This is a genomic window from Mycobacterium sp. Dal123C01 (assembly GCF_052566995.1).
In genome coordinates, this window is sequence record NZ_CP199580.1 from 331,778 (window position 1) to 357,479 (window position 25,702).

A 25,702-nucleotide genomic window follows, 5' to 3' on the forward strand; every position below is an offset into this window, starting at 1 on the left:
TACACGATCGCCGATCAGTACTTCAAGGCGCCCTTGTCGACGTGGACCTGCTGGCCCGACAGCGCGCCCGCCCCGTCACCAGCGAGCCAGACAACGACATCAGACACCTCGTCGGAGGTCATAAAGCCCTTGTACTGCATCGGCATTGGCGGAAAACTGTGTACGTAGCGGGGATGGTCGGTAAAGATCTGCATCATCGCCTCCGGCTCGATCATCGGGGTATCGATCGAGTAGGGGTGGATCGAGTTGACCCGGATGCCGTACTCACCGACCTCGATCGCCAGCGAGTTGGTCAGCCCGGTGACTCCGTGCTTGCTGGCCGAGTAGTGGCCGTTGCCCGGCGTGGCCTTCAGACCCGCCGAGGAGCTGACGAGCACGATGGAGCCGCCGTTGCCGGCCTCGATCATCGCGGGCACCGTGGCACGAAGCGTGCGCCAAGTGCCGGTCAGGTTGACCCCGATGACGGTGTCCCACTGCTCGTCGGTGAGTTCCCAGAGCCGTCCCCAGCCCAGCACCCCGGCGTTGGCCACCACGATGTCGAGCCGGCCGAACTGCTCGACACCATCGGCCACCAGCTGGCGCAGCGCCGGGTCGTCGCGCACATCGACCGCGCGGGCCAGCACCTTGCGGCCCTCGGCTTCCACCAATCGGACGGTCTCGCTGAGATCCTCGGGGGTGGCCGGTGTGTAGGTGATGCTGTCGGACACCGGGGCGCAGATATCGGACGCGATGATGTCGGCGCCCTCCCGGGCCAGCCGCACCGCGTGCGAGCGCCCTTGGGCGCGGGCGGCACCGGTCACGAATGCCACCCGTCCTTGCAGTGATCCATCCTGTTCCGACACGGCACGCCCCTTTCGCCGCTCGCTTGCCGAATGACAGGCTAGCAGCGGAACTGAAACGTGTTCTAACTCGGCCCGGGTCTTGCCGGGATCAGAGCTCCGAGATGATCTGAGCCCGCCTCGCGTTGTACTCGTCGTCGGTCAAAGCGCCACTGGTGCGCAGCGTCTCGAGTTGTTGGAGCCGGGCGGCGATCGACGGTTGCGGGGGCGTGACAACCGGGGCGGCTCCGGCGGGGGCCGGCTGCCCGGCGGGCGCCTGCTCGGCCGCGCGGCGCACGACCGCCTGGATCTGCTGACGCAGCCCAGGGTTCGACCGGATGTCGACCATCCGGTTGAGCGGAACATTGTTGTCCTTGAGGATCTGCAGGATCTCCATCAGCGGCCCGGCTTGCCCGCTCAGGTCGTAGGTCCTGTTGTCCTCGGCCACGGTAAACTGCGCGGGCACCAACCCGTTGACCAAAGCGCTTCGCTCCCAGTCGATTTGGTACTCCTGAGTGGTGGGGTCGACCAGGACGACGAGCTTGCGCGCGGTGAGATTACCCAGTCGGGTGACGTTCGCGATCACCCGGTCTTGACTATCGAAGGGCGTGAACCCCGGCCCGGCGATATGCAGGTCGACCTTCACTAGCGGCTGCTCATTGATCCGGGTCCCGGTCTCGCCGAGCCCGGTGATTTGCGCGAGCGCCAGCACCCCGTGTTGCTCCAGCAGGACCGATTTGGCCGCCGACTTGGCGCCGTAATTGGTCAATGCGAGCGCAATGAGCACGTCGGCCACGGTGATGAGCAGGCCGACATAGAACATCCACTGCAGCATGCTGCCCAGGCCGAGGGTGAAGTAGACGACCAGAAAGATCGGCCCGACCAAACCGCCGCATAGCAAAACCACTAACTGTGTCTTCAGATAGCGCGCCAACACGTGTGTCTCCTCGCCTTGCCGGGAAGTTCGTGTCAGATTAGCGCTGTCGCGAGCGCGTTAGGGGCAAACCACCCCGGTGATCACCCAGGCCGCTCAGCGCGCTGGTGTCGGCGCCCGGCCCTTGGGAGAGGACGGCGGCGGCGGCATGGCCGGCCCGCCGCGCTGCCCTGTCGGCATTGCCGCCGGCAGCATGGGGGGCGCCGAAGACAGTTCCGCGGCTTCCGCGTCCACCGGGGCAACCGAGGCGCTCAGTGGGCCCGGCGCGTCCGGGGCCGCCGATACCGGGATCGCTACCGGTCCAGAAGCCGGAGTCTGTGGCTGCGTCGACGCGCCCGCCGTGGCCGGGGCCGCCGATCCCGCCGGCGCGGCCGCCACCGCAGTGGTCGCTGCCATCGGAGTAACCGTCGCCGTTGCCGGGGCGGCCGCCGTCGCTGCCACCGCTGCCGGGGCCGCAGCCGGCTGCACCGCCGCCGCCACGGGCACCCCGGACGCCAACGAGCCCGCTTGTGCCGCGCTGCCGATCAGCGGCTGCGCGCTCAGCGCGGGACCAGATGCACCGGCTCCGCCCAGCACAGCCTGCGCGCCAGCCTGCAGGGGCGCGGCATTGACGGCCTCGGTGTCGGCATATTCCGTCGCTCCACCGCTCATGAGCTGCACAAATTGCTGATGGAACAGGGCCGCCTGGGAGCTGATCGCCTGATAGGCCGCGGCGTGCGCGCCGAACAGCTGCGAGATGCTCGTCGACACCGCGTCGGCACCGGCGGCCTCAACGGCTGAGGTCACGGTCGACGCTGTCGAGTTGGCGTAGCTGATGGACGACCCGATTTTGGCCAGGTCTGATGCCGCGGACGCCACATATTCCGGCGTCGCATTCACGAACGACATCCGAACCTCCCGGCCAACCCCCGACGGTCAAGTTCCCCGACCGTCAATTCCAGACTTGACATCGATGATCTTACCGGAAGTTGGCAAACCTGTTATGCAGCTTTTGCAGGGCCGAAAACGCAGAAGACCCGGACTGCCGAAATCGGCAATCCGGGCCCTGTGCTGACTCGACTAGTTGATGATCTTGACGACCCGGCCGGCGCCGACGGTGCGGCCACCCTCACGGATCGCAAACCGCAGACCGTCGTCCATGGCGATGGGCTGGATCAGCTTCACGGTGATGTTGGTGTTATCACCGGGCATCACCATCTCGGTGCCCTCCGGCAGCGTCACCACACCGGTCACGTCGGTGGTGCGGAAGTAGAACTGCGGACGGTAGTTGTTGAAGAACGGCGTGTGGCGCCCGCCCTCGTCCTTGGACAGGATGTAGACCTGGCCCTCGAACTCGGTGTGCGGCGTGGTGGTGCCGGGCTTGACGACAACCTGGCCGCGCTCGACGTCCTCGCGCTTGATGCCACGCAGCAGCAGCCCGACGTTGTCGCCGGCCTGCCCCTGGTCAAGCAGCTTGCGGAACATCTCGACACCGGTGACCGTGGTCTTGGTGCTGGTCGGCTTGATGCCGACGATCTCGACTTCCTCGTTCACGTTGACCACACCGCGCTCGACACGACCGGTGACCACGGTGCCACGCCCGGTGATCGTGAAGACGTCCTCGACGGGCATCAGGAACGGCCGGTCGGTCTCGCGAACCGGGTCCGGGATCGACTCGTCGACCGCGTCCATCAGCTCCTCGACCGACTTGACCCACTTCTCGTCGCCCTCGAGTGCCTTGAGCGCCGAGACCCGCACAACCGGGGCGTCCTCGTCGAACTCCTGGGCGGCCAGCAGCTCGCGGACCTCCAGCTCGACAAGCTCGAGCAGCTCCTCGTCATCCACGGCATCGGCCTTGTTGAGCGCGACCAGGATGTAGGGCACCCCGACCTGGCGGGCCAGCAGCACGTGCTCACGGGTCTGCGGCATCGGGCCGTCAGTCGCGGCGACCACCAGGATCGCGCCGTCCATCTGGGCCGCGCCGGTGATCATGTTCTTGATGTAGTCGGCGTGGCCCGGGGCGTCGACGTGGGCGTAGTGACGCTTCTCGGTCTGGTACTCCACGTGGGAGATGTTGATCGTGATACCGCGCTGACGCTCCTCGGGCGCATTGTCAATCTGGTCGAATGCGCGCGACTCGTTCAGCGTGGGGTATTTGTCATGCAAAACCTTGGTAATCGCCGCGGTCAGTGTGGTCTTGCCGTGGTCAACGTGACCGATGGTCCCGATGTTGACGTGCGGCTTCGTCCGCTCGAACTTCGCCTTCGCCACTTTGCTGTCCTCCTGGACTTGTTGGTGCTGTTAAGCAGTGTTGATGTTTTCCAGTTTGTGCCGCGGTTATTGACCGGGCCAGGTTACTCCGAGCTGGTGTTCACTCGCCCGTCGCCTTCGCTTCGACCGACTGCTCGCCGCCGAGCTCGTGAGTTGCCACTCACTCGCCCGTCGCCTTCGCGATGATCTCCTTCGAGACGTTCGCCGGAACTTCGGCGTACGAGTCGAACACCATGGAGTAGTTCGCCCGGCCTTGTGTCTTGGACCGCAGGTCGCCGACGTAGCCGAACATCTCCGACAGCGGCACGTGCGCCCGAACGACGCGTGCACCGCTCCGCTCCTCCATGGCCTGGATCTGGCCACGGCGGGAGTTCAGGTCGCCGATCACATCGCCCATGTAGTCCTCGGGCGTGGTGACCTCGACGGCCATGATCGGTTCCAGGATGACTGGTTGCGCTTGCTGCGCAGCCTTTTTCAGTACCTGCGAACCGGCGATCTTGAACGCCATTTCCGAGGAGTCCACCTCGTGGTAGGAGCCGTCGAGCAGGGTGAGCTTCACGTTGACCAGCGGGTAGCCGGCCAGCACGCCGTACTGCATGGCGTCCTGCGCGCCGGCGTCCACCGACGGGATGTACTCCCGCGGGATGCGCCCCCCGGTGACCTTGTTCTCGAACTCGTAGGTCGCACCGTCTTCGCCGGTGAAGGGCTCGAGACTGACGAGCACCTTCGCGAACTGGCCGGATCCACCCGTCTGCTTCTTGTGGGTGAACTCGACCTTCTCGACCTTGCGCTTGATGGTCTCCTTGTAGGCCACCTGGGGCTTGCCGACATTGGCCTCGACCTTGAACTCGCGGCGCATGCGGTCTACCAGGATGTCCAGGTGCAGCTCGCCCATGCCGCCGATAACGGTCTGGCCGGTCTCGTTGTCCTGGTGCACCTTGAAGGTGGGGTCCTCTTCGGCGAGCTTCTGGATCGACAGGCTCAGTTTCTCCTGGTCGCTCTTGGTCTTGGGCTCAATCGCCACCTCGATCACCGGATCGGGGAAGGTCATCGACTCCAGCACAACCTGGTTGTTCGGGTCGCTCAACGTGTCGCCGGTGGTGGTGTCCTTCAGACCGATCACCGCGTAGATGTGACCCGCCGCGGCGGTTTCCACCGGGTTCTCCTTGTTGGCGTGCATCTGGAACAGCTTGCCCAGCCGCTCCTTCTTGCCCTTGGTGGAGTTGATGACCTGGCTGCCGGAGTCGACCTTGCCCGAATACACCCGGACGTAGGTGAGCTTGCCGAAGAACGGGTGCGTGGCGACCTTGAACGCCAACGCCGAGAACGGCTCGTCGGTCGACGGCTTGCGGATGACCTCCACGTCCTCCTTGCCGGGGGCGTGACCCACGGCCGGCGGCACGTCCAGCGGCGACGGCAGGTAGTCGATGACCGCATCCAGCATCGGCTGCACGCCCTTGTTCTTGAACGCGCTACCGCACAGCACCAGGTAGGCCTCGGAACTGACGGTCAGCTTGCGTAGCGCACCCTTGATCTCGTCGATCGACAATGCCTCGCCGCCGAAGTACTTCTCCAGCAGCGCCTCGTCGGTCTCCGCGACGGCCTCGAGCAGCTTGGTGCGGTACTCGTCGGCCTTCTCCTGAAGTTCGGCCGGGATGTCGATGGTCTCGTAGGTCTCGCCGAGCTGAGTCTCGCCCCGCCACACCTTGGCCTTCATCTCGACCAGGTCGACAATGCCTTCGAAGTCGCCCTCGGAGCCGACGGGCAGCTGGATCGGAATGACATTGGCGCCCAGCCGGTCTTCCATGGTCTTGACCGAGAAGTAGAAGTCGGCGCCGATCTTGTCCATCTTGTTGACGAAACAGATGCGCGGGACGTCGTATTTGTCGGCCTGCCGCCAGACCTGCTCGGACTGCGGCTCGACACCTTCCTTGCCGTCGAACACCGCGACGGCACCGTCGAGCACGCGCAGGCTGCGCTCCACCTCGACGGTGAAGTCGACGTGGCCCGGGGTGTCGATGATGTTGATCTGGTTGTCATTCCAGAAGCAGGTGGTAGCGGCGGAGGTGATGGTGATTCCCCGCTCCTGCTCCTGCTCCATCCAGTCCATGGTGGCGGCGCCGTCGTGCACCTCACCGATCTTGTAGCTGATACCGGTGTAGTAGAGGATGCGCTCGGTCGTCGTGGTCTTGCCAGCGTCGATGTGCGCCATGATGCCGATATTGCGGACCTTGGTGAGGTCGGTCAGCACGTCCTTCTGTGCCACAGAAGTCTTCCCACTCTTTCGATTGCGTAGTTAGTTCGCTGTCAGTTTGCGCCCGGCATCTTCGCTGATGTCGCCGCCTGCGCGGCTCCGGGAGCCGCGCATCGCTCTACCAGCGATAGTGCGCGAAGGCGCGGTTGGCCTCGGCCATCTTGTGAGTGTCCTCGCGTCGCTTGACGGCGGCACCCAGGCCATTGCTGGCGTCCAAGATCTCGTTCGCCAGGCGCTCGATCATGGTCTTCTCCCGGCGTTGCTTGGAGAAGCTCACCAACCAACGCAGTGCCAGCGTCACCGAGCGTTCCGGACGCACCTCGACCGGGACCTGGTAGGTGGCGCCACCGACGCGGCGGCTGCGCACCTCGAGGGCGGGCTTGACGTTGTCCATGGCGCGCTTCAGAGTGACGACCGGATCGGTGCCGGTCTTGTCACGGGCTTGTTCGAGCGCACCATAAACAATGCGTTCGGCCAGCGATTTCTTCCCATCCAGCAGGACTTTGTTGACGAGCTGCGTCACCAGCTGCGACCCGTAGACCGGGTCGTTGACCAGCGGACGCTTGGGTGCGGGCCCCTTGCGCGGCATTAGCTCTTCTCCTTCTTGGCGCCATAACGGCTGCGAGCCTGCTTGCGGTTCTTGACACCCTGGGTGTCGAGCGAACCGCGGATGATCTTGTACCGCACACCGGGCAGATCCTTCACACGGCCGCCGCGCACCAGCACCATCGAGTGCTCCTGCAGGTTGTGGCCCTCGCCGGGGATGTACGCCGTGACCTCGACCTGGCTCGTCAGCTTCACGCGCGCGACCTTCCGAAGAGCCGAGTTCGGCTTCTTCGGTGTGGTGGTGTACACGCGAGTGCATACGCCACGGCGCTGCGGGCTGCCCTTGAGGGCCGCGGTCTTGACCTTGGCGATCTTGTCGCGGCGACCCTTGCGGACCAGCTGCTGAATGGTTGGCATCTACCGGCTTTCTATGTTCGAAGTCTTCTTGGCGCTCTTAAGTCTCTGTACTGCAGTTATGCCCCGCCGCATTACCCCGCAGCCGGGTGTGTCGCACCGCGCCCAGCACCGAAATTCATCCGATGCGTAGTGGACATGCGAATTGGCCCGGCATCCACTTCCTTACGTCAGGCGCCGTAAGCCGCCAGGCACGAGCCACTACGATACCCGCCGCTGGTCTGGCAGGTCAAAGCGGCCGCTGGACCCAACCGCTCACCTCAGCACTAGTGTCCGGTCGGCCGCTATTTCGGCGGGGCACCGTCCAGCGGGGCGCGCTTGTCCACGCCCGCCGCCAGCCGCAACACCATCTCGGTGAACAGCGCATCGGTGTCGATGTCGTCCATGACACCGGTCATCTCCAACAACACGAAGCCGTGCAGTGCGGACCAGAATTCGAGCGCCGCGAAAAAAGCCTCCTCGCCATCGAGGCCATAGGAGGACAGCACCGCGATCACGGGTGCGGCCGCGCCCCGGGTGGCTGCCGTGTACTCCGGGTCGTCACCGCCCAGCGGCATCCGGGTGAACGCCGAGTAGCGCCCGGGATGGTGATGGGCATAACTGCGGTAGGCACCGGCCATGACCAGCACGGCGTCATCGCGGGAGCGTCCCTCACCGACCCGGTTCAGCATCGTGATGATGTCGTCGATGACTCGGATCCGCACCGCGCGGCGCAGGTCCTCCAGGCTGTCCACATGGTTGTAGAGCGACGGCCCCTTGGTGCCCAACTGCATCGCCAGCGCGTTGATGGTCAGCGAGTCCCAGCCCTCCCGGTCCAGGAACGCCAGCGCGCCATCGACGATGCCGTGGCGGCTCAGCTTGGCCGGCCGGGACGGGGATCTGCCGCCACGTTGGCGCCCTGCCGCCGACGGCTGTTCCGGATGAACTGCCATGGCGATCGCCCCTCGATTGCGGTGATTAGGTGAAGGTCAACTAATGACTCTAGTTGACGGAGTCGCCGATCTACTCGGGCGGATCCGCTGCGGGGCGCGGTTGGCCGCGACGAAAAAGTTTGTCATCGGGCAGGCAAATACAACTAGGCTCAGTCCAGCAGATACCCGCCAGAGACATACCCAGCGAAGGGGGCCCGCGGTGCACTGGACAACTGTCGCCGGGTCGCTTGCAACCTGCGTCATCACCATCGCAGCGACACCGCCGGCCGCGCTTGCCAAAAACGGCGACACCCACATCCTCGGGCAGGGCATCGAGCAGACCCTGGACTGCAACGACGCGACCCTGATCGTCAATGGCACAAGGAATTCCATCAATGCGATGGGTAACTGCTGGGCGGTGACGGTGATGGGCTCGGGCAACACGATCATCGCCGACACGGTCACGCACGACATCACGGTGTACGGCTATGACCAGACCGTCTTCTATCACAACGGCGCGCCGGCCCTCTGGGACCGCGGCCGCGAGCTGGGAATGGTCAACCGGCTGCAGCAGGTGCCCGGCTGAGGCACAGCGACCGCAGTTGACGTATCGAGGAGGGGAATATGCGCGTCCAGATCACTGAGCGTTCGTTCAGGCTCGCGGCACTCGCCCTGGCGCCGGCCGCCGCGGCTGTCGTGCTGGCCGGCTGCAGCTCGACCGCCAACCCGCCCGGGGGCCCCACTACGACGACGAAGAGCAGCGCGCCCTCGACGACCAGCGGGGCGGCCGCCCCGACGACCGGGACGAGCGGCGAAAGCACCACCGCTTCCGTCGAGATCGGCAACACGCTGAACTACGGGTCGATGGGGACCACGGCCGCGCTTGACTGCGCGACCGGCAAATCGCTGAATGTCGCCGGTTCCAACAACACGCTGACCGTCACCGGCACCTGCGTGACGGTGAGCATCGGCGGAACGAACAACAAGATCACCATCGACAAGGTCGACACCCGCATCACGGTGCTGGGGCTCGACAACACCATCACCTACAAAGACGGCGACCCCAAGGTGGACAACCTCGGCTCGGGCAACACCATCAACAAGGGGAGCTGACCGGCTCACGGTGACCGGCTAGCTGGCAGGGGCACCGTGGCGGCCGGCGCCTGAGGCGAACCGTGACGCTCCTTCATTGGCCTCCACGGCAACTTTCCAGATGCTGGCGAATTCGGCGTCGATTGCCTCCGATTCCGGCAACCCCCACTGATGTAGCGCCGAAAGACGATCCGCTCGCAGGCACTGCTGGGGCAGGGCGGCCAATTCGGCGGCCAACTCTTCGGCGGCCTGTCGTGCCTGCCCGTGGGGGACGACCCGATTGGCCAGCCCGATCGCAAGTGCTTCATCAGCCTGGACTTCGCGGCCGGTGAGGATCAGGTCCATCGCCCGGCTGTGCCCGATCAGGCGCGGTAGCCGCACGGTGCCACCGTCGATCAGCGGTACCCCCCAGCGGCGGCAGAACACACCGAACACGGCATCCTCCTCGGCGACCCGCAGATCGCACCAGATGGCCAGCTCCAGACCCCCCGCGACGGCGTAACCGCTCACCGCGGCAATCACGGGTTTGGACAACACCATTCGCGACGGGCCCATCGGGCCGGGGCCTTCGCGGTGTACTGCGTTGGCCTCCGGTGTGCCGAAGGCCTTCAAATCGGCTCCCGCGCAAAATATTCCGCCCTCGCCCCACAACACGGCCACCGAAGCGGAATCGTCACGGTCGAATTCCTCGAACGCCGCGTACAGCGCGGTGGCCGTGGGGCCGTTCACGGCGTTACGCGCGCGCGGCCGGTTGAGGATCACCGTGGTCACCGCGCCCTTGCGCTCAACCCGCACCGGATCAGTCATGTCGCCTCCAGGAGTTGTGTTGTATCGCGGCGCTCGAGCAGATCGGTCGCGAAGTCGTGGTAGACGCTGCGCAGCAGCGCGCCCGGCCAATCTTCGGGCAGCAGTTCGGCAGGCAGCATCGGGTCGGTGAGCAGGTGCCGCACTATCGCCGCGGCCACCACAAACCGGCCGGGAATGTCGGGGGCCTCGGCCATCTCGTCCAGCAACCGGTGACCGGCCTGGGCCCACGCGGGCAGATCCCACAGCTGCGCGGCCAGCTGCTCGGGTGCGTCGTCGCGCGCCTTGAGCACCCGCATCCGGTCGGCAACGTCGGGCTCCAAGTCGAGGTCGACATTGTCGGGCCGCATCCAAACGCCTTCGCGCAGTTCACCGAAACGCTTGCGGTACATACTGGCTCGCTGCGCAGCCCGGGTGCGGGCATCGGTACCCACACTGGTGACGATCACGACGTGCCAGTCTTCGCGCCAGGTGCGGGTCCGCGGCCGCATGGCCTCATCCTGGCGGCTCTGACGGGCCAGCAGTCGATCCGAGAGCCGATAGCCGTCGGCGGACCGAATCAGGTCGCCGGCACCGACCATCCGGGTCAGCGCGACCCGCAGTGTCGTCTCCTTGATTCCGAAATCTGCTGTCAGCCTGATCAATTCGCTCGCAGTTGCCCATGCGGGGTGGGCGCCGAGCAGCACGCTCAGCACCACGGAACGCGCCGTCATGTTCGGCATGGCTTATACCTCGGATGCCCGCCGGCCGTAGTCACCGAACGGCTCGTCTCGGTGCCGTACCGCCTCGCGGAAGCCGTGTTCGACCGAATCGGCGACAAAGTCGTGCCCCTCTTGCGTGTGCCGAGCGACACCGTCGAACACCGTACTGACCATCCTGCTGGTGGCCACACCCTGTTGCAGCAGAGCCGAATTCAGCGCGAGTTTGACCATGATCAGCTGGTTGACCGGCACCGCCGCAATCCGCTGCACCAGTCGTTCGGTGCGCTCATCGAGGTCTTTCGGGTCCGGCGCCTCAACGGCCAACCCCCATTCGGCGGCCTGCGCGCCGGTGATGGAATCACCGGTGAACAGCAGACGTTTGGCGCGTTGGTCACCGAGCCGGTGCGCCCATAGGCCCGCCGCCGGCACACCCCACACCCGTGTGGGCGGGTAACCGATTTTGGCGTCGGCGGCAGCGATCACCTGATCGGCGTGCAGCGCGATGTCGGTGCCGCCGGCCACGCAATAGCCGTGGATCTTGACCACCGTCGGTTTGTCCGCGTGCATCAGGCTGGAGAAGCCGCGCACGAATCGGCTCATCATCTGGTAGTCGATCATCGGGTCCCACGGGCGGTCCGGCATGTGGTTGACGCCCTGGGTCTTACCGTCCAGCACGGTGCCGTGATAGGCGCCTTTGAGACCCGCGTCGCCGGCCGAGCCGGTGCGGTCGGCGTAGGCGGACAAATCGAAGCCCGCGCAAAAGCCTTCGCCACGACCGGATATCAGCATGACGTGCACATTCGGGTCAAGATCGGCCCGCTCCACCAACGCCGAGAGCTCCAGCGGGGTGTCGGCGACGATCGCGTTGCCCTTTTCCGGCCGATTGAAGGTGATCCGGGCAACCCGGTCGGTGACCTCGTAGGTCATCGTCTTCAGGTTGTCGAAATCGACCGGCCTGATCGCATGAGTCATGGTGCGGCTCAGCCCTTTACCAAAGACCGCTCCAGAATGGGCGCCAGATCCAGCCCGGTTGGCATAGTGCCGAACGCGCCGCCCCACTGGCCGCCGAGCCTGGTCGCCAAAAATGCCTCGGCGACGGCGGGGTGGCCGTGGCGCACCAGCAGCGAGCCCTGCAGCGCCAGGCAGATGTCCTCGGCAACCTTGCGGGCACGGTAGGCAATGGTGTCCAGGTCGGTCAGGTCTTGCCGCAGCCGTTCGACGTGGCTGCCCAGCCGCGGATCCTGACCTGTGCTCTCCTCCAGCTCGGCGAAAAGCACCTCGACACATTCCGGGCGAGTGGCCATGGCGCGCAACGTATCCAGCGCGCTCACATTGCCGGAACCTTCCCAGATGCCCATCAGCGGCGCCTCGCGGTACAGGCGCGGCATCCCGGACTCTTCGACATAGCCGTTGCCACCCAGGCATTCCAGCGCTTCGGCGGCGTGCGGAGTGGAGCGCTTGCACACCCAGTACTTGCTGGCCGCCAAACCGATCCGGCGCAGCAGCTCCTCCTTCTGGTCTCCGCGCAGCGCGCTATCGGTAGCACCGGCCATCCGCATCGCGACGATCGTGGCGGCCTCGGCCTCGACGGCCAGGTCGGCCAGCACGTTGCGCATCAGCGGCTGATCAATCAAGTAGGCGCCAAACGCTTTTCGATGCTGGGCGTGGTGGATAGCACGGGTCAGCCCGGTGCGCATGCTGGTGGCACTGCCCAGCGTGCAGTCCAGGCGGGTGAGGTTGACCATCTCGATGATGGTCGGCACCCCGCGGCCCTCCTCGCCCACCAGCCAGGCGACGGCGCCGTCGTACTCCACCTCGCTCGAGGCGTTGGCGTGGTTGCCGAGCTTGTCCTTCAAGCGCTGCAACAACATCCGGTTGCGGCTGCCGTCGGGCAGGATCCGCGGCAGCATGAAGCACGACAGCCCGCCCGGTGCCTGCGCGAGGACCAGGAAGAGGTCGCACATCGGCGCCGAGGTGAACCACTTGTGACCGGTCAGGCTGTACGTGCCGTCGCCGTTGGGGGTCGCCTGGGTGGTGCCGGCACGCACGTCGGAGCCGCCCTGCTTCTCGGTCATCGACATGCCCGCGGTGATGCCGGCCTTGGTAGTGGCCAGCTTGAGCTCCGGGTCGTACTCCCGACTGGTCAGCAGCGGCTCGTAAACGGCTGCCAGCTCGGGGTTGTAGCGCAGCGCCGGGACGATGGCATACGTCATCGAGATCGGGCAGACGTGACCCGGCTCCACGTTCCACGCCGAGGTCTTGGCGGCCCGCACCACGTGTGCGCCCGGGCGTTCGTCGGCCCACGGCGCGGCGTGCATGCCGTGCGCGATCGCCGCGCGCATCAACTCGTGGTAGGCCGGGTCATACTCGACCTCGTCGACGCGGTTCCCGTAGCGGTCGTGGGTGTGCAGGATGGGCTGATTGCGGTCGGCGAGTTCACCCCAGCGCTGGGCTTCGTGGCTGGCCGAGAGCTCCCCAACCTCGTTCACCTCTTCCAGACCCCACTGCCCGCCCTCGCGGATCAGGGCCTCGACGAGAACCGCGGAGGTCGCGGGGTTGTAGTTCTCCAGCGGCGGGACCTGATTGGTGACGACATGCGTGTCTGACATGCCACCCATATTACATTTTTCCTACAACCGCACAAGAGGTGTAATACCAGGCCTCGGGGTCGCCTGGACTCAGCCGGTGGTCTTGTCTCGCAGGAAGGCGATGTCGTCCTTGCGGCCCTCGTCGGCGGTCTCACAGATCACCGGCGCGCCCGCGGCCGTGACCGCCGCCACCAGCAAGTCGGGGTCAATCTGGCCGGTGCCCAAGTTGGCGTGGCGGTCCCGGCCCGAGCCGGCCTCGTCCTTGGAGTCGTTGCAGTGCACCAGGTCGATCCGGCCCGTGATGGCCTTGATGCGATCCACGGCATTGATCAGGGCCTCACCGGCCGCCCAGGTGTGGCAGGTGTCCAGGCAGAAGCCAATTTCGGTGTCGCCGATGACATCCCATAGCCGGGCGATCGTGTCGAAGTGGCGGGCCATCGCGTGGTCGCCGCCGGCGGTGTTTTCCAGGTACACCGGCACGGTGGTCTCCAACTGGTCGAGCGCCTTGCGCCAGCGGCCGAAACCCTCATCGAAGTCGTTGTCGTCGGCGACGTGCCCCCCGTGCACGATGACCGCCGCAGCGCCGATGTCGGCAGCAGCGTCGCAGGTCTGCTGCAGGATCTTGCGCGACGGGATACGCACCTTGTTGTTCGCCGACGCGACGTTGATCAGGTAGGGCGCATGCACGTAGATCGGCAGCGCCGCGGCCTTCAGTACGGCCGCGTCCTCACGCGGCTTGGGCGCCTTCCAACTCTGCGGGTTGCCGAGGAAAATCTGTACGACGTCAGCGCCCTCGGCCGCCGCCGCGGCCAGCGGGTCTTGCGGACTGACATGTGAACCGATCAGCACGGTGGCCAGTCTAGTGCGGCGAGCAGACAGAGAATCGCGCCGCAGGCGCCCAAAACGCGCGAGTCTGCGACGGCTCGCCAACGAAAAAACCCCGGGCGAACCCGGGGCTTTTTCGTTACTGACTAGCGGTAGTCGCTGTACCCGTAGTCGTCCAGCGGAACCGCAGCACCGGCGGCTGCACCGAAGTCCGGGCTGTAGTACTGATCCTCGTAGGACGGGATCGTGTACGCCGCGGCGCGGGCCTCCTCGGTCGGCTGCACCTGGATGTTGCGGTACCGGTTGATTCCGGTACCGGCCGGGATCAGCTTTCCGATGATCACGTTCTCCTTCAGACCCTGCAGCTTGTCGCTGCGGCAGTTGATTGCCGCGTCGGTCAGCACACGCGTGGTCTCCTGGAACGACGCCGCGCTCAGCCACGAGTCGGTGGCCAGCGACGCCTTCGTGATACCCATCAGCACCGGACGACCGGCCGCGGGCTCGCTGCCCTCGGCCACCACCCGGCGGTTCGATGACTCGAATTCCGCACGGTCGATCAGCGACCCGGGCAGGAACTCCGTCGCGCCCGAGTCGATGATGGTCACGCGGCGCAGCATCTGGCGGACGATCACCTCGATGTGCTTGTCGTGGATCGACACACCCTGTGCCCGGTAGACCTCTTGGGTCTCCCGAACCAAGTGGATCTGCACCTGACGCGGGCCCTGGACACGCAGCACCTCGTGCGGGTCGGCCGAGCCTTCCATCAGCTGCTGCCCCACCTCGACGTGGTCGCCGTCGGAGAGCACCTTCTCGGAGCCGTCCTCGTGCTTGAACACACGCAGCCGCTGGCGCTTGGAGAGCTTGTCGTACACGACTTCCTCGCCGCCATCGTCAGGAACGATGGTGATCTTGTAGAAGCGCTCACCGTCCTCGAGCTGGATCCGCCCGGTGACATCGGCGATCGGTGCCTTGCCTCGCGGCACCCGCGCCTCGAACAGCTCCTGCACACGGGGCAGACCGCCGGTGATGTCCTCACCGACACCACCTTGGTGGAAGGTACGCATCGTCAGCTGCGTGCCGGGCTCACCGATGGACTGCGCGGCCACGATGCCGACCGCCTCACCGATGTCGACCAGCTTGCCGGTGGCCATGGAACGCCCGTAGCAGGTCGCGCACACACCGGTACCGGTGGTACACGTCAACACCGAACGCACCTTGATCTGCGTGATGCCCGCCGCCAGCAGGGCGTCGATCGACGGGTCACCCAGGTCTTCACCACGCGCGACGACGACGTTGCCGGCCTCGTCGACCGCGTCGGCGCCCAAAGTCCGTGCGTACGCCGAGGTTTCGATGTACGGGTCACGGATCAGGGTGCCGTCAGGCTGACGCACGGCCAGCTCGACGAGGATGCCACGCTCCGTCTCGCAGTCATGCTCGCGAACGATGACGTCCTGGCTCACATCCACCAGACGACGGGTCAGGTAGCCGGAGTCCGCGGTACGCAACGCGGTGTCCGCCAAGCCCTTTCGAGCGCCGTGCGTGTTGATGAAGTACTCCAGCACGGTCAGGCCCTCACGGAAGGAGGACTTGATCGGGCGTGGAATGAACTCACCCTTCGGGTTGGTCACCAGGCCCTTCATGCCGGCCAGCGTCCGGGTCTGGGTGAAGTTACCGGTGGCACCCGACTCCACGATCGTGATGATCGGGTTGTCACTGGGGTAGTGCTCCCGCAGCGCCTGACCCACCTCGTCGGTGGCTTCCTTCCAGATCTCCACCAGCGCCTCGTTGCGCTCCTCGCGGTTCACAGCACCACGCTGGAACTGCTTTTCGACCTTGTCGGCCCGGTCCTCGTAGTGGTCGAGGATCTCCTTCTTACGCGGCGGAACCAACACGTCGGCCATCGAGACCGTGACACCGCTTCGGGTCGCCCAGTAGAAACCGGCGTCCTTGAGCTTGTCGACGGTCTGCGCGACCACGATCATCGGGTAGCGCTCGGCCAGGTCGTTGATGATGGCAGCCTGCACCTTCTTGTGCATCTGCTTGTTCACGAACGCATAGCCCAGCGGCAGCAGCTCGTTGAACAGCACCCGGCCCAGCGTGGTGTCGGCCAGCCACGCATCGCCGGGCCGCCAACCGTTGAGGCCGAACAGCTCGGCCTCGATCTCGGCCGGCGGACGCAACTGCGTCAACCGCACCTTGATCTTGGCCCGCACCGAGAGCACACCACGGTCGGACGCCATGATCGCTTCGGCCGGTGAGGAGTACACACCCTGCTCCGGTTGATCCTTGGCGGCCGCGCGGTATTCGCCGTCCGACCCGTCGATCTCGGTCGTCAAGAAGTACAGCCCGGTCACCATGTCCAATCGCGGCATGGCCAACGGACGGCCGGACGCGGGCGACAGGATGTTGTTCGACGACAGCATCAGGATGCGAGCCTCGGCCTGCGCCTCGGCGCTCAACGGCAGGTGCACCGCCATCTGGTCACCGTCGAAGTCGGCGTTGAACGCCTCACACACCAACGGGTGCAGCTGAATAGCCTTGCCCTCCACCAGCATTGGCTCGAAAGCCTGGATACCGAGGCGGTGCAGCGTTGGTGCGCGGTTCAGCAGCACGGGGTGCTCAGCGATGACCTCTTCGAGCACATCCCACACCTGCGGACGCTGACGCTCCACCATCCGCTTGGCGCTCTTGATGTTCTGCGCGTGGTTGAGGTCGACCAACCGCTTCATCACGAACGGCTTGAACAGCTCCAGCGCCATCAGCTTGGGCAAACCGCACTGGTGCAACTTGAGCTGCGGGCCGACCACGATGACCGAACGGCCCGAGTAGTCGACGCGCTTACCGAGCAGGTTCTGACGGAACCGGCCCTGCTTACCCTTGAGCAGATCCGACAGCGACTTGAGCGGACGGTTACCCGGCCCGGTGACCGGGCGGCCGCGACGGCCGTTGTCGAACAGCGCGTCCACCGACTCCTGCAGCATCCGCTTCTCGTTATTGACGATGATCTCGGGCGCGCCGAGGTCGATCAGCCTCTTGAGGCGGTTGTTGCGGTTGATCACGCGGCGGTACAGGTCGTTCAGGTCAGACGTGGCGAACCGGCCTCCGTCGAGCTGCACCATCGGGCGCAGCTCCGGCGGGATGACCGGCACCGCGTCGAGCACCATGCCCATCGGTGAGTTGCCCGACATCTGGAACGCCGCGACCACCTTCAGTCGCTTGAGGGCACGAAGCTTCTTCTGCCCCTTGCCATTTCGGATGACGTCACGCAGGATGTCGGCCTCGGCGTCGATGTCGAAGTTCTCGATCAGCTTCTGGATCGACTCCGCGCCCATGGCGCCGGTGAAGTACTCGCCGTAGCGGTCGATGAGCTCGCGGTAGAGGTTCTCGTCGACGATCAGCTGCTTGGGGGCCAGCTTGGTGAATGTCGTCCAGATCTCCTCCAGCCGGTCCAGCTCACGCTGGGCGCGGTCGCGGAGCTGGCGCATCTCCCGCTCGCCGCCGTCCCGAACCTTGCGCCGCGCATCGGCTTTCGCGCCCTCGGCCTCCAGCTCGGCCAGATCGGCCTCCAGCTTCTGCGCACGGGCCTCCAGATCAGCATCACGCTGATCCTCGACACCCTTGCGCTCCACCACCATTTCGGCTTCGAGCGTCGACAGCTCGTTGTGCCGCATCTCGTTATCGACCCCGACGATCACATATGCGGCGAAGTAGATGATCTTCTCGAGATCCTTGGGAGCCAGGTCCAGCAGGTAGCCCAGGCGCGATGGCACGCCCTTGAAGTACCAGATGTGGGTGACCGGTGCGGCCAGCTCGATGTGGCCCATCCGCTCACGACGCACCTTGGCGCGAGTCACCTCGACGCCACAGCGCTCACAGATGATGCCCTTGAAGCGGACGCGCTTGTACTTGCCGCAGTAGCACTCCCAGTCGCGAGTCGGTCCGAAGATCTTCTCGCAGAACAAGCCGTCCTTCTCTGGCTTCAGCGTGCGGTAGTTGATCGTCTCCGGCTTCTTGACTTCGCCGTAAGACCATTGCCTAATGTCCTCCGCGGTGGCCAAGCCGATACGGAGTTCATCGAAGAAGTTGACGTCGAGCACGTAACTCCCTTTCCCCTTGCGGGTTTAGTAACTAATTAAGCCAAGTCCTCAACAGAGGCGGATTCGTTGCGAGACAAGTTGATTCCCAGGTTGGCGGCAGCCCGCTCCAGGTCTTCGTCTTCGCCTTCGCGCAACTCGATCGCCGCACCGTCGGACGACAGCACCTCGACGTTGAGACACAGCGACTGCAGCTCCTTGAGCAACACCTTGAACGATTCCGGAATACCTGGCTCCGGGATGTTCTCGCCCTTGACGATCGCTTCGTACACCTTGACCCGACCGACGGTGTCGTCGGACTTGATGGTCAACAGCTCCTGCAGCGTGTAGGCGGCGCCGTAGGCCTGCATGGCCCAGCACTCCATCTCGCCGAATCGCTGGCCACCGAACTGCGCCTTACCACCCAACGGCTGCTGGGTGATCATCGAGTACGGACCGGTGGACCGGGCGTGGATCTTGTCGTCGACCAAGTGGTGCAGCTTCATGATGTACATGTAGCCAACGGTCACCGGGTACGGGAACGGCTCGCCACTACGGCCGTCGAACAGCTTCGACTTGCCGTCTGCGTTCACCATGACATCGCCGTCGCGGTTGGGCAGCGTGCAGGCCAGCAGGCCCTGCAGCTCCTCTTCCTTGGCGCCATCGAACACCGGAGTCGACACGATCTGGTCCGGCTCCGCGTTGAGCAGGTCCTCGGGCAGGTTGACCGCCCACTCCGGAACCCCGCTGCCGGTATCGACTTTCCAGCCGGCTTTGGCGACCCAACCGAGGTGAGTCTCCAGGATCTGGCCGATGTTCATCCGTCGCGGCACCCCGTGGGTGTTCAGGATGATGTCGACCGGCGTGCCGTCCGGCATGAACGGCATGTCCTCCACCGCCAGGATCTTGCCGATGACGCCCTTGTTGCCGTGGCGTCCGGCCAGCTTGTCACCGTCGGAGATCTTGCGCTTCTGGGCCACGTAGACACGGACCAGCTCGTTGACACCCGCCGGCAACTCGTCGTCGTCCTCGCGAGAGAACACCCGAATGCCGATCACCTTGCCGGACTCGCCGTGCGGCACCTTCAGCGAGGTGTCGCGGACCTCACGGGCCTTCTCACCGAAGATCGCCCGCAGCAGTCGCTCCTCCGGGGTCAGCTCGGTCTCACCCTTCGGGGTGACCTTGCCGACCAGGATGTCGCCGTCACGAACCTCGGCACCGATCCTTACGATGCCCCGCTCGTCCAAGTCGGCGAGCACCTCGTCGGAGACGTTCGGGATGTCCCGGGTGATCTCCTCGGCGCCCAGCTTGGTGTCGCGGGCATCGATCTCGTGCTCCTCGATGTGGATCGAGGTGAGCACGTCCTCTTCAACCAGGCGGTTGGAGAGGATGATCGCGTCCTCGTAGTTGTGCCCTTCCCACGGCATGACCGCCACCAGCAGGTTCTTGCCGAGCGCCATCTCACCGTTTTCGGTGCAGGGACCGTCGGCGATCACCTGGCCGGCCTCGACGCGATCGCCCGCGTCGACGATCGGCGACTGGTTGGCACAGGTGCCGTGGTTGGACCGCGCGAACTTGCGCATCCGGTACGTGTGCCGGGTGCCGTCGTCGGCCATCACGGTGATGTAGTCGGCGGACACCTCCTCGATCACCCCGGCCTTGTCGGCGACGACGACATCGCCGGCGTCGATCGCGGCGCGCAACTCCATACCGGTGCCCACCAGCGGCGCCTCGCTGCGCACCAGCGGAACCGCCTGGCGCTGCATGTTGGCACCCATCAGGGCACGGTTGGCGTCGTCGTGCTCGAGGAACGGGATCATGGCCGTGGCCACCGACACCATCTGGCGCGGCGAGACGTCCATGTAGTCCACCTCGGCCGGCGTGACGTTCTCGACCTCGCCACCCTTACGACGGACCAGGATCCGCGGTTCGGTGAACCGGCCGCTGTCGTCGATCGGCGAGTTGGCCTGCGCCACGACGTGGCGGTCCTCCTCGTCGGCGGTCAGGTAGTGGATCTCGTCGCTGACCACACCGTCGATCACCTTGCGGTACGGCGTCTCGATGAATCCGAACGGGTTGACCCGTGCGTAGACCGACAGCGAGCCGATCAGACCGATGTTCGGACCCTCCGGGGTCTCGATCGGGCACATCCGGCCGTAGTGCGACGGGTGCACGTCACGGACCTCCAGCCCGGCGCGCTCACGCGACAGACCGCCCGGCCCCAGTGCCGAGAGGCGACGCTTGTGCGTCAGACCCGACAGCGGGTTGTTCTGGTCCATGAACTGGGACAGCTGGCTGGTGCCGAAGAACTCCTTGATCGCAGCGACCACCGGCCGGATGTTGATCAGGGTCTGCGGCGTGATGGCCTCGACGTCCTGAGTGGTCATCCGCTCCCGGACGACCCGCTCCATCCGCGACATTCCGACCCGGATCTGGTTCTGGATCAGCTCACCGACGGTGCGCAGACGGCGGTTACCGAAGTGGTCGATATCGTCGGTTTCCACCGGCACCTCGCTGCCGCCGGGAACCGTCATGGTCGGCTGGCCCTCGTGCAGACGCGCCAGGTACTCGATGGTGGCGACGACGTCTTCTTCGGTCAGCGTCGACGACGTGATCGGCTTGCCGACGTTCAGCCCGAGCTTCTTGTTGACCTTGTAGCGGCCAACCCGGGCCAGGTCGTAGCGCTTCTCCTTGAAGAACAGGTTCTCCAGCAGGGTCTGCGCGGACTCCTTGGTGGGCGGCTCGCCCGGACGCAGCTTGCGGTAGATATCCAGCAGCGCCTCGTCGGGGCCGGCGGTGTTGTCCTTCTCCAGCGTCGACATCATGATCTCGGAGAAACCGAACCGCTCATGGATCCGCTCGTTGGTCCAGCCCAGGGCCTTGAGCAGCACCGTGACCGGCTGGCGACGCTTGCGGTCGATGCGCACACCGACGGTGTCGCGCTTGTCGACGTCGAACTCCAGCCACGCACCGCGGCTGGGAATCACCTTGACGCTGTGCAGCAGCTTCTCGGTCGACTTGTCGATGGTGTCGTCGAAGTACACGCCGGGCGACCGGACCAGCTGGCTGACCACCACGCGCTCGGTCCCGTTGATGATGAACGTGCCTTTTTCGGTCATCATCGGGAAGTCACCCATGAAGACCGTCTGGCTCTTGATCTCACCAGTGTTGTTGTTGATGAACTCGGCCGTGACGAACAGCGGAGCCGCGTACGTCATGTCCTTGTCTTTGCACTCGTCCACCGGCGCCTTGACTTCGTCAAAACGGGGGTCGGAGAACGAGAGCGACATCGAGCCCGAGAAGTCCTCGATCGGTGACAACTCGTAGAGCACCTCTTCGAGGCCACCAACCGGGTTTACGTCCCCACGGCCGGTGGCGATCTCGCGCCAACGCGGCGCGCCGACCAACCACTCAAACGAGTCGGTCTGCACGTCGAGCAGCCCCGGAACCTCGAGAGGTTCGCGGAGTTTGGCGAAAGAAACTCGGTCAGGTGCTCCAGGCACGGAGTTGTTAGAACTAGAGGAGTCCGTCTTGCTCTGGCGAGAAACTGCCAAGATGCATCCTTCCAGCACCTCGTGCGACTCACGAAAACCGGGGCAACCGGACGTTCGCCGCGAATTATTTCGGTTAAGCCGGCAAACGAACTACCCGGTCCTCACGCGCGCAACTAAATAGCTGAGCCGCAGAAGGGGCTCAGGCTAAGACCACGGTGTCAGGTGGCGGGTGAGGTGGGCAGGAAGTAGCCAGCGCAACGTCCAACAATAGCGCAGGCGCGCGCATTCCTCAACTACCCATCCAGGGGATATCGGCGCTGGCTGGCATCTCAACTTTCCCGTGGGTACATGCTGCCCAACAGATTGACCCGTTGACGCCCCTGTCGTCAAGAGGACAGGCGGCAAGTTGTGCGGAGTTAATCTGCGAAATCCTCGGCCCAGGCTTCTTACGGGCAGGGAACGCGGCCCCCGGTAAGACGTGCCTATCGGGGAGGGTCGTCAGCGTTTGGCGGACTAGCCGCCGAATTCGTGCGTTTTCAGCTTGTGGGTGCCCTCGAGGTCATCGAGGATCGCGGCTTGTGCATCCTTTGGCAGGGTGTGCAACATCTCGCGCACCCGGGCCTGGCGCCGAGCGACGGCCTTACGCTCCGGCATCCCCGGCGTCGCGAGGATCTGCGGTGGCACGCCCTCGACTTCCTCGGTACCACCGGAGTGGTGGCCGGCGTCGACCATGGCCTGCTCTTCGGCCATCGTCGCCTCGTCCTTTTCTTCGGACATGCCGATGGGCCCGATGCGGCGGCCGTTGAGGAACTGTCGCACCACTGGCTCATCGCTGGTCAGCAATACCTCACGGGGGCCGAACATCACCAGGTGCTTGCGGAACAACATGCCGATGTTGTCCGGCACGGTGCGCGCAACGCTGATGTTGTGCGTCACGATCAGGATGGTCGCGTCGATCTGGGCGTTGATGTCGAGGATCAGCTGGCTCAGGTAGGCGGTACGAACCGGGTCCAGACCCGAGTCGGGCTCGTCGCACAGAATGATCTGCGGGTCCAGAACCAGGGCGCGGGCCAGGCCGGCACGCTTGCGCATACCGCCGGAGATCTCGCCGGGGAACTTCCGTTCGTCACCAGTCAGGCCGACCAGGCTCAGCTTCTCCATGACGATGTCACGGATCTCGCTTTCCTTCTTCTTGGTGTGCTCACGCAGCGGGAAGGCGGTGTTGTCGAAGAGGTTCATCGAGCCGAACAGCGCGCCGTCCTGGAACAGCACGCCGAACAACGTCCGGATCTCGTAGAGCTCCTTGGCGGTGCATTCGATGATGTCGGTGCCGTCGATCAGGATCGACCCGCGCTCCGGACGCAGCAGGCCGATCAGGGACTTCAAGAACACCGACTTGCCGGTACCCGACGGGCCCAGCAAAACGCTGACCTCCCCGGCGGGGATATCCAGGGTCACGTCTTCCCAAATCCTCGAGGATCCGAAGGACTTGGTCAGACCACTGACCTCGATAGCGACGCCCATAGGAATCCTTCCGTCGACGCAAGTAGCACCCACCTGCCCCTGTGTGGCTTGAGTCACTGTAGCGCACGCCTGGGGCCCCGCATCATGGTTGCACAGCACCACATAGAAAATTGGCCCACCTGAGACCAACCCGCCAATCCCTGGTCAGCGCGATGCCGAGACCGGGTTAGCCGGCCGGAGCCCAGTTGCCGTGGAAGCCCATTGGTACGCGCTGCGGCAGGTGCACGGTGGCAATCGAGCCAAGAGTCTGGGCGTCCAGTATCAGCAACTGCCCTTCGTCGCGGCCCCGGTGGTAGCCGTAACCCATCAGCACTCCGTCATCTTCGGCGCGTTCCCGTGCGCCGTTCGTGGGGTTCGGCACAAAGGACATCTCGCCGAGCAAAAGGTCGGGGTCGAGCGCCGCGACCTCGCTGGATCCCGTCGCGTAGTCGTGCTTGTAGAGCGACGAGGTCATTTCGGTTGCCCCGCCGGAAAGGTAGCCGCCCTCCATGCCGACGGCGTAGCCGAACCGGTGCCGTCCGCCCAGCAGGGTTTCGTTGATGCGCGGAAACTCCTGCGGACGATCGTCGCGGCATTCGGTGGTGACCGCACCGGTCGTCAGGTTGATGGTCCAGCGGTCCAGTACCGGACGGCTGTCGCCGGGACCACGAAGGTCGCGGTCAAACATCCGCGAGTAGCGGACCACGTCGAGCACCAGGACCTCGGCCCCTTGAGAGTCACTGCGCATCTCCGAGTAGGCATTGAGCGGGTGGAAGACGTAGCAGGGTTCGATCTCGAACCAGCGCACGTCGTCGTTGCCGCCCTCGCGCGGCATGACCCCGATGCGCGCCGGGTAGGTGTCCTTCCAGCTGTAGGGCATCTGGTGCATGGGCTGCCGGTTGCCGTTGATCGCCGTCACCATCGGACCGGGAATCCGGACCCGGCCGAGCACTGACTGCACGACCAGGCGGGCCGGCAAACTCAGCCAGCGCGGCACGTTGGCCGGCACGACCTGCGCCGGGTTGAACGTCACCGGCAGGTCGTAGATGACCACATACTTATCCGTCAGGGAGAAGTCGTGCATCATCGGCGAACCGCTCACCTCGATGTCGACGGTGCGGCGCGCGCGCCCGGCGGTGTCGATCACCGAGTACTGCACGGTGCGCCCGCGCCCGAAGCTGTAGGACACCGCGTGCAGTTCTCCGGTGTGCGGATCGCGGTGCGGGTGCGCCGTGTAGCCACCGAACAGGGTGCCGTCGAAGTCGCAGGGCCCCACGGTGTCCAGCTCGTCGGTGAGCTGGTAGTTGGCACCGCCGCCCTCGACCAGCGCCAGCGTCCGCCCGGCGTGGGTCAGCACGTTGGTGTTGGGGCCGACCGACAGCATCCCGGCCCGCGGATTCAGTCCTTGGGGCTCCGGTTCGCCGAGTGCGGCGCACGCGGGCGGGGTGCGGACCCAGCGGTTTCGGTACCAGAGGGCCTTGCCGTCGCGCAGCGCTATCCCGTGCACCATCGCATCGCCGGTGAACCAGTGATAGGTGGCCGGGTCGACCTCGGCGGCCGGGTTGGGCCCGTTGCGGAGATAGCGCCCGTCCAGGTGCTCCGGGATCTCCCCGGTGACGTCGAGGTCGGTGGCGGTCACTTCGGCGCCCACCGGCGCCAGGAAACCCTCGAGATACGGGTTCCGGGATTTGGCGGTTTGGGTGGAAGTCATGGGCTGAGCTCCTATAACATTGATATTTCAGCGTTATTTGGACGGTACGCCAGTGATGAGAAGATGGCAAGGCCTTCGCAGAGATGGTTGGAGAGATGACTTCGGAAGTTCAGCGCAGTGTTCGTGACGAGATGCTGCACGCTGCGGTCGGGCTGCTCGACGAGCAAGGGCCCGACGCTTTGCAGACCCGCAAGGTAGCCGGCGCGGCGGGGACGTCGACGATGTCGGTGTACACCCACTTCGGCGGGATGCAAGCGTTGATCGCGGCGGTCGCCGAAGAGGGGTTGCGGCAGTTCGGCGAGGCACTGACGGTGCCGCTGTCCGACGACCCGGTGGCCGACTTGTTTGTCGTCGGTGGTGCCTACCGCCGCTACGCCATCGAGCGGCCACACATGTATCGCCTGATGTTCGGTAGCACCAGCGCGCACGGCATCAACGCACCCGCGCAAAACGTCCTGACCCTGACCGTCAGCGAAATCGACGAGCGCTACTCCAGCTTTGCGCACGTGGTACGCGGCGTGCATCGGTGCATGCAGGCCGGCCGGATCACCGTGGGTTCGGCGGATGACGATGCGACCGTCGTGGCCACCGCGGCTCAGTTCTGGGCATTGATCCACGGGTTCGTCATGCTCGAACTGGCCGGGCATTACGGCGACGACGGCTCGGCCGTCACACCGGTGCTGAGCGCGATGACGTCGAATCTTCTTGTTGCTCTTGGGGATTCAGCGAAGCTGGTGGCCCGGTCGCTACAGTCGGCGACCCACGCCGGCTGAACACACAAAAC

General features: G+C 65.2%; 20 protein-coding genes. 3 read left to right on the plus strand and 17 right to left on the minus strand.

Annotated elements, in window-relative coordinates; genetic code table 11:
• Positions 1–14: 14 nt before the first annotated feature.
• The 8 genes from ACTXG5_RS01590 to ACTXG5_RS01625 all read right to left on the minus strand — a co-directional run bounded on the left by ACTXG5_RS01590 (position 15) and on the right by ACTXG5_RS01625 (position 8,148).
• A complete protein-coding gene (locus ACTXG5_RS01590; protein ID WP_445162034.1) occupies positions 15–842 on the minus strand; it encodes a mycofactocin-coupled SDR family oxidoreductase in 828 nt (275 codons plus the stop codon).
• 88 nt (positions 843–930) lie between these two features.
• Positions 931–1,755 (minus strand): SHOCT domain-containing protein, encoded by an 825-nt coding sequence (locus ACTXG5_RS01595; protein WP_445162035.1) that lies wholly within the window; start codon positions 1,753–1,755, stop codon positions 931–933.
• A gap of 93 nt (positions 1,756–1,848) precedes the next feature.
• Positions 1,849–2,640 (minus strand): PE family protein, encoded by a 792-nt coding sequence (locus ACTXG5_RS01600; protein ID WP_445162036.1) that lies wholly within the window; start codon positions 2,638–2,640, stop codon positions 1,849–1,851.
• 171 nt (positions 2,641–2,811) lie between these two features.
• Positions 2,812–4,002 carry an elongation factor Tu gene (gene tuf, locus ACTXG5_RS01605; RefSeq protein ID WP_445162037.1) on the minus strand — a complete coding sequence of 397 codons (1,191 nt, stop codon included), beginning with the start codon at positions 4,000–4,002 and terminating at the stop codon, positions 2,812–2,814.
• Between the two features lie 160 nt (positions 4,003–4,162).
• Entirely contained in the window at positions 4,163–6,268 is a 2,106-nt protein-coding gene (fusA, locus tag ACTXG5_RS01610) for an elongation factor G (RefSeq protein WP_445162038.1), read from the minus strand.
• Positions 6,269–6,374: 106 nt separating this feature from the next.
• Positions 6,375–6,845: a 30S ribosomal protein S7 gene (rpsG, locus tag ACTXG5_RS01615; protein WP_343571739.1), complete on the minus strand. Its 471-nt coding sequence runs from the start codon at positions 6,843–6,845 to the stop codon at positions 6,375–6,377.
• Complete coding sequence (gene rpsL, locus ACTXG5_RS01620) at positions 6,845–7,219, minus strand: 30S ribosomal protein S12 (RefSeq protein WP_007167812.1); 375 nt, start codon at positions 7,217–7,219, stop codon at positions 6,845–6,847. The genes rpsG and rpsL overlap by 1 nt, the downstream gene beginning before the upstream one ends.
• A gap of 281 nt (positions 7,220–7,500) precedes the next feature.
• Positions 7,501–8,148: a TetR/AcrR family transcriptional regulator gene (locus tag ACTXG5_RS01625; RefSeq protein WP_445162039.1), complete on the minus strand. Its 648-nt coding sequence runs from the start codon at positions 8,146–8,148 to the stop codon at positions 7,501–7,503.
• A gap of 199 nt (positions 8,149–8,347) precedes the next feature.
• On the opposite strand from ACTXG5_RS01625, the gene ACTXG5_RS01630 reads away from it, so the two are divergent.
• Together ACTXG5_RS01630 and ACTXG5_RS01635 are read left to right on the plus strand one after the other, a co-directional pair.
• Complete coding sequence (locus tag ACTXG5_RS01630; RefSeq protein WP_445162040.1) at positions 8,348–8,713, plus strand: DUF3060 domain-containing protein; 366 nt, start codon at positions 8,348–8,350, stop codon at positions 8,711–8,713.
• 38 nt (positions 8,714–8,751) lie between these two features.
• Positions 8,752–9,240, plus strand: coding sequence for a DUF3060 domain-containing protein (locus tag ACTXG5_RS01635; RefSeq protein ID WP_445162041.1), 489 nt, complete (start codon positions 8,752–8,754; stop codon positions 9,238–9,240).
• Between the two features lie 18 nt (positions 9,241–9,258).
• On the opposite strand, the gene ACTXG5_RS01640 is transcribed toward ACTXG5_RS01635, so the two are convergent.
• From ACTXG5_RS01640 to ACTXG5_RS01680, 9 genes are all read right to left on the minus strand, one after another.
• Positions 9,259–10,026 carry a crotonase/enoyl-CoA hydratase family protein gene (locus ACTXG5_RS01640; RefSeq protein ID WP_445162042.1) on the minus strand — a complete coding sequence of 256 codons (768 nt, stop codon included), beginning with the start codon at positions 10,024–10,026 and terminating at the stop codon, positions 9,259–9,261.
• Positions 10,023–10,745, minus strand: coding sequence for a PaaX family transcriptional regulator C-terminal domain-containing protein (locus ACTXG5_RS01645; RefSeq protein WP_445162043.1), 723 nt, complete (start codon positions 10,743–10,745; stop codon positions 10,023–10,025). The genes ACTXG5_RS01640 and ACTXG5_RS01645 overlap by 4 nt, the downstream gene beginning before the upstream one ends.
• A gap of 3 nt (positions 10,746–10,748) precedes the next feature.
• Positions 10,749–11,696, minus strand: coding sequence for a crotonase/enoyl-CoA hydratase family protein (locus tag ACTXG5_RS01650; RefSeq protein WP_445162044.1), 948 nt, complete (start codon positions 11,694–11,696; stop codon positions 10,749–10,751).
• 8 nt (positions 11,697–11,704) lie between these two features.
• A complete protein-coding gene (locus ACTXG5_RS01655; protein ID WP_445162045.1) occupies positions 11,705–13,333 on the minus strand; it encodes an acyl-CoA dehydrogenase family protein in 1,629 nt (542 codons plus the stop codon).
• A gap of 69 nt (positions 13,334–13,402) precedes the next feature.
• Positions 13,403–14,161, minus strand: coding sequence for a deoxyribonuclease IV (locus ACTXG5_RS01660; protein WP_445162046.1), 759 nt, complete (start codon positions 14,159–14,161; stop codon positions 13,403–13,405).
• 122 nt (positions 14,162–14,283) lie between these two features.
• On the minus strand, positions 14,284–18,234 hold the full coding sequence (locus ACTXG5_RS01665) for a DNA-directed RNA polymerase subunit beta' (protein ID WP_445162047.1): 3,951 nt from the start codon (positions 18,232–18,234) through the stop codon (positions 14,284–14,286).
• A 35-nt stretch (positions 18,235–18,269) separates the two neighbouring features.
• Positions 18,270–21,764 carry a DNA-directed RNA polymerase subunit beta gene (gene rpoB / locus ACTXG5_RS01670; RefSeq protein WP_445162048.1) on the minus strand — a complete coding sequence of 1,165 codons (3,495 nt, stop codon included), beginning with the start codon at positions 21,762–21,764 and terminating at the stop codon, positions 18,270–18,272.
• A gap of 453 nt (positions 21,765–22,217) precedes the next feature.
• Positions 22,218–23,228, minus strand: a complete 1,011-nt coding sequence (locus ACTXG5_RS01675; RefSeq protein WP_445162049.1) for an ABC transporter ATP-binding protein — start codon at positions 23,226–23,228, stop codon at positions 22,218–22,220.
• A 166-nt stretch (positions 23,229–23,394) separates the two neighbouring features.
• Positions 23,395–24,918 carry a carotenoid oxygenase family protein gene (locus ACTXG5_RS01680; RefSeq protein ID WP_445162050.1) on the minus strand — a complete coding sequence of 508 codons (1,524 nt, stop codon included), beginning with the start codon at positions 24,916–24,918 and terminating at the stop codon, positions 23,395–23,397.
• A gap of 95 nt (positions 24,919–25,013) precedes the next feature.
• Here ACTXG5_RS01680 and ACTXG5_RS01685 point away from each other — a divergent pair, with 95 nt between their 5' ends.
• Positions 25,014–25,691, plus strand: coding sequence for a TetR/AcrR family transcriptional regulator (locus ACTXG5_RS01685; RefSeq protein WP_445162051.1), 678 nt, complete (start codon positions 25,014–25,016; stop codon positions 25,689–25,691).
• Positions 25,692–25,702: the final 11 nt, after the last annotated feature.

Bases quoted from the DNA above. Each gene is read 5' to 3' on its own strand.
- ACTXG5_RS01600 (WP_445162036.1), bottom strand. From the start codon at position 2,640: ATGTCGTTCGTGAATGCGACGCCGGAATATGTGGCGTCCGCGGCATCA.
- rpsG (WP_343571739.1), bottom strand. From the start codon at position 6,845: ATGCCGCGCAAGGGGCCCGCACCCAAGCGTCCGCTGGTCAACGACCCG.
- rpsL (WP_007167812.1), bottom strand. From the start codon at position 7,219: ATGCCAACCATTCAGCAGCTGGTCCGCAAGGGTCGCCGCGACAAGATC.
- ACTXG5_RS01625 (WP_445162039.1), bottom strand. From the start codon at position 8,148: ATGGCAGTTCATCCGGAACAGCCGTCGGCGGCAGGGCGCCAACGTGGC.
- ACTXG5_RS01635 (WP_445162041.1), top strand. From the start codon at position 8,752: ATGCGCGTCCAGATCACTGAGCGTTCGTTCAGGCTCGCGGCACTCGCC.
- ACTXG5_RS01640 (WP_445162042.1), bottom strand. From the start codon at position 10,026: ATGACTGATCCGGTGCGGGTTGAGCGCAAGGGCGCGGTGACCACGGTG.
- ACTXG5_RS01645 (WP_445162043.1), bottom strand. From the start codon at position 10,745: ATGCCGAACATGACGGCGCGTTCCGTGGTGCTGAGCGTGCTGCTCGGC.
- ACTXG5_RS01650 (WP_445162044.1), bottom strand. From the start codon at position 11,696: ATGACTCATGCGATCAGGCCGGTCGATTTCGACAACCTGAAGACGATG.
- ACTXG5_RS01655 (WP_445162045.1), bottom strand. From the start codon at position 13,333: ATGTCAGACACGCATGTCGTCACCAATCAGGTCCCGCCGCTGGAGAAC.
- ACTXG5_RS01675 (WP_445162049.1), bottom strand. From the start codon at position 23,228: ATGGGCGTCGCTATCGAGGTCAGTGGTCTGACCAAGTCCTTCGGATCC.
- ACTXG5_RS01680 (WP_445162050.1), bottom strand. From the start codon at position 24,918: ATGACTTCCACCCAAACCGCCAAATCCCGGAACCCGTATCTCGAGGGT.
- ACTXG5_RS01685 (WP_445162051.1), top strand. From the start codon at position 25,014: ATGACTTCGGAAGTTCAGCGCAGTGTTCGTGACGAGATGCTGCACGCT.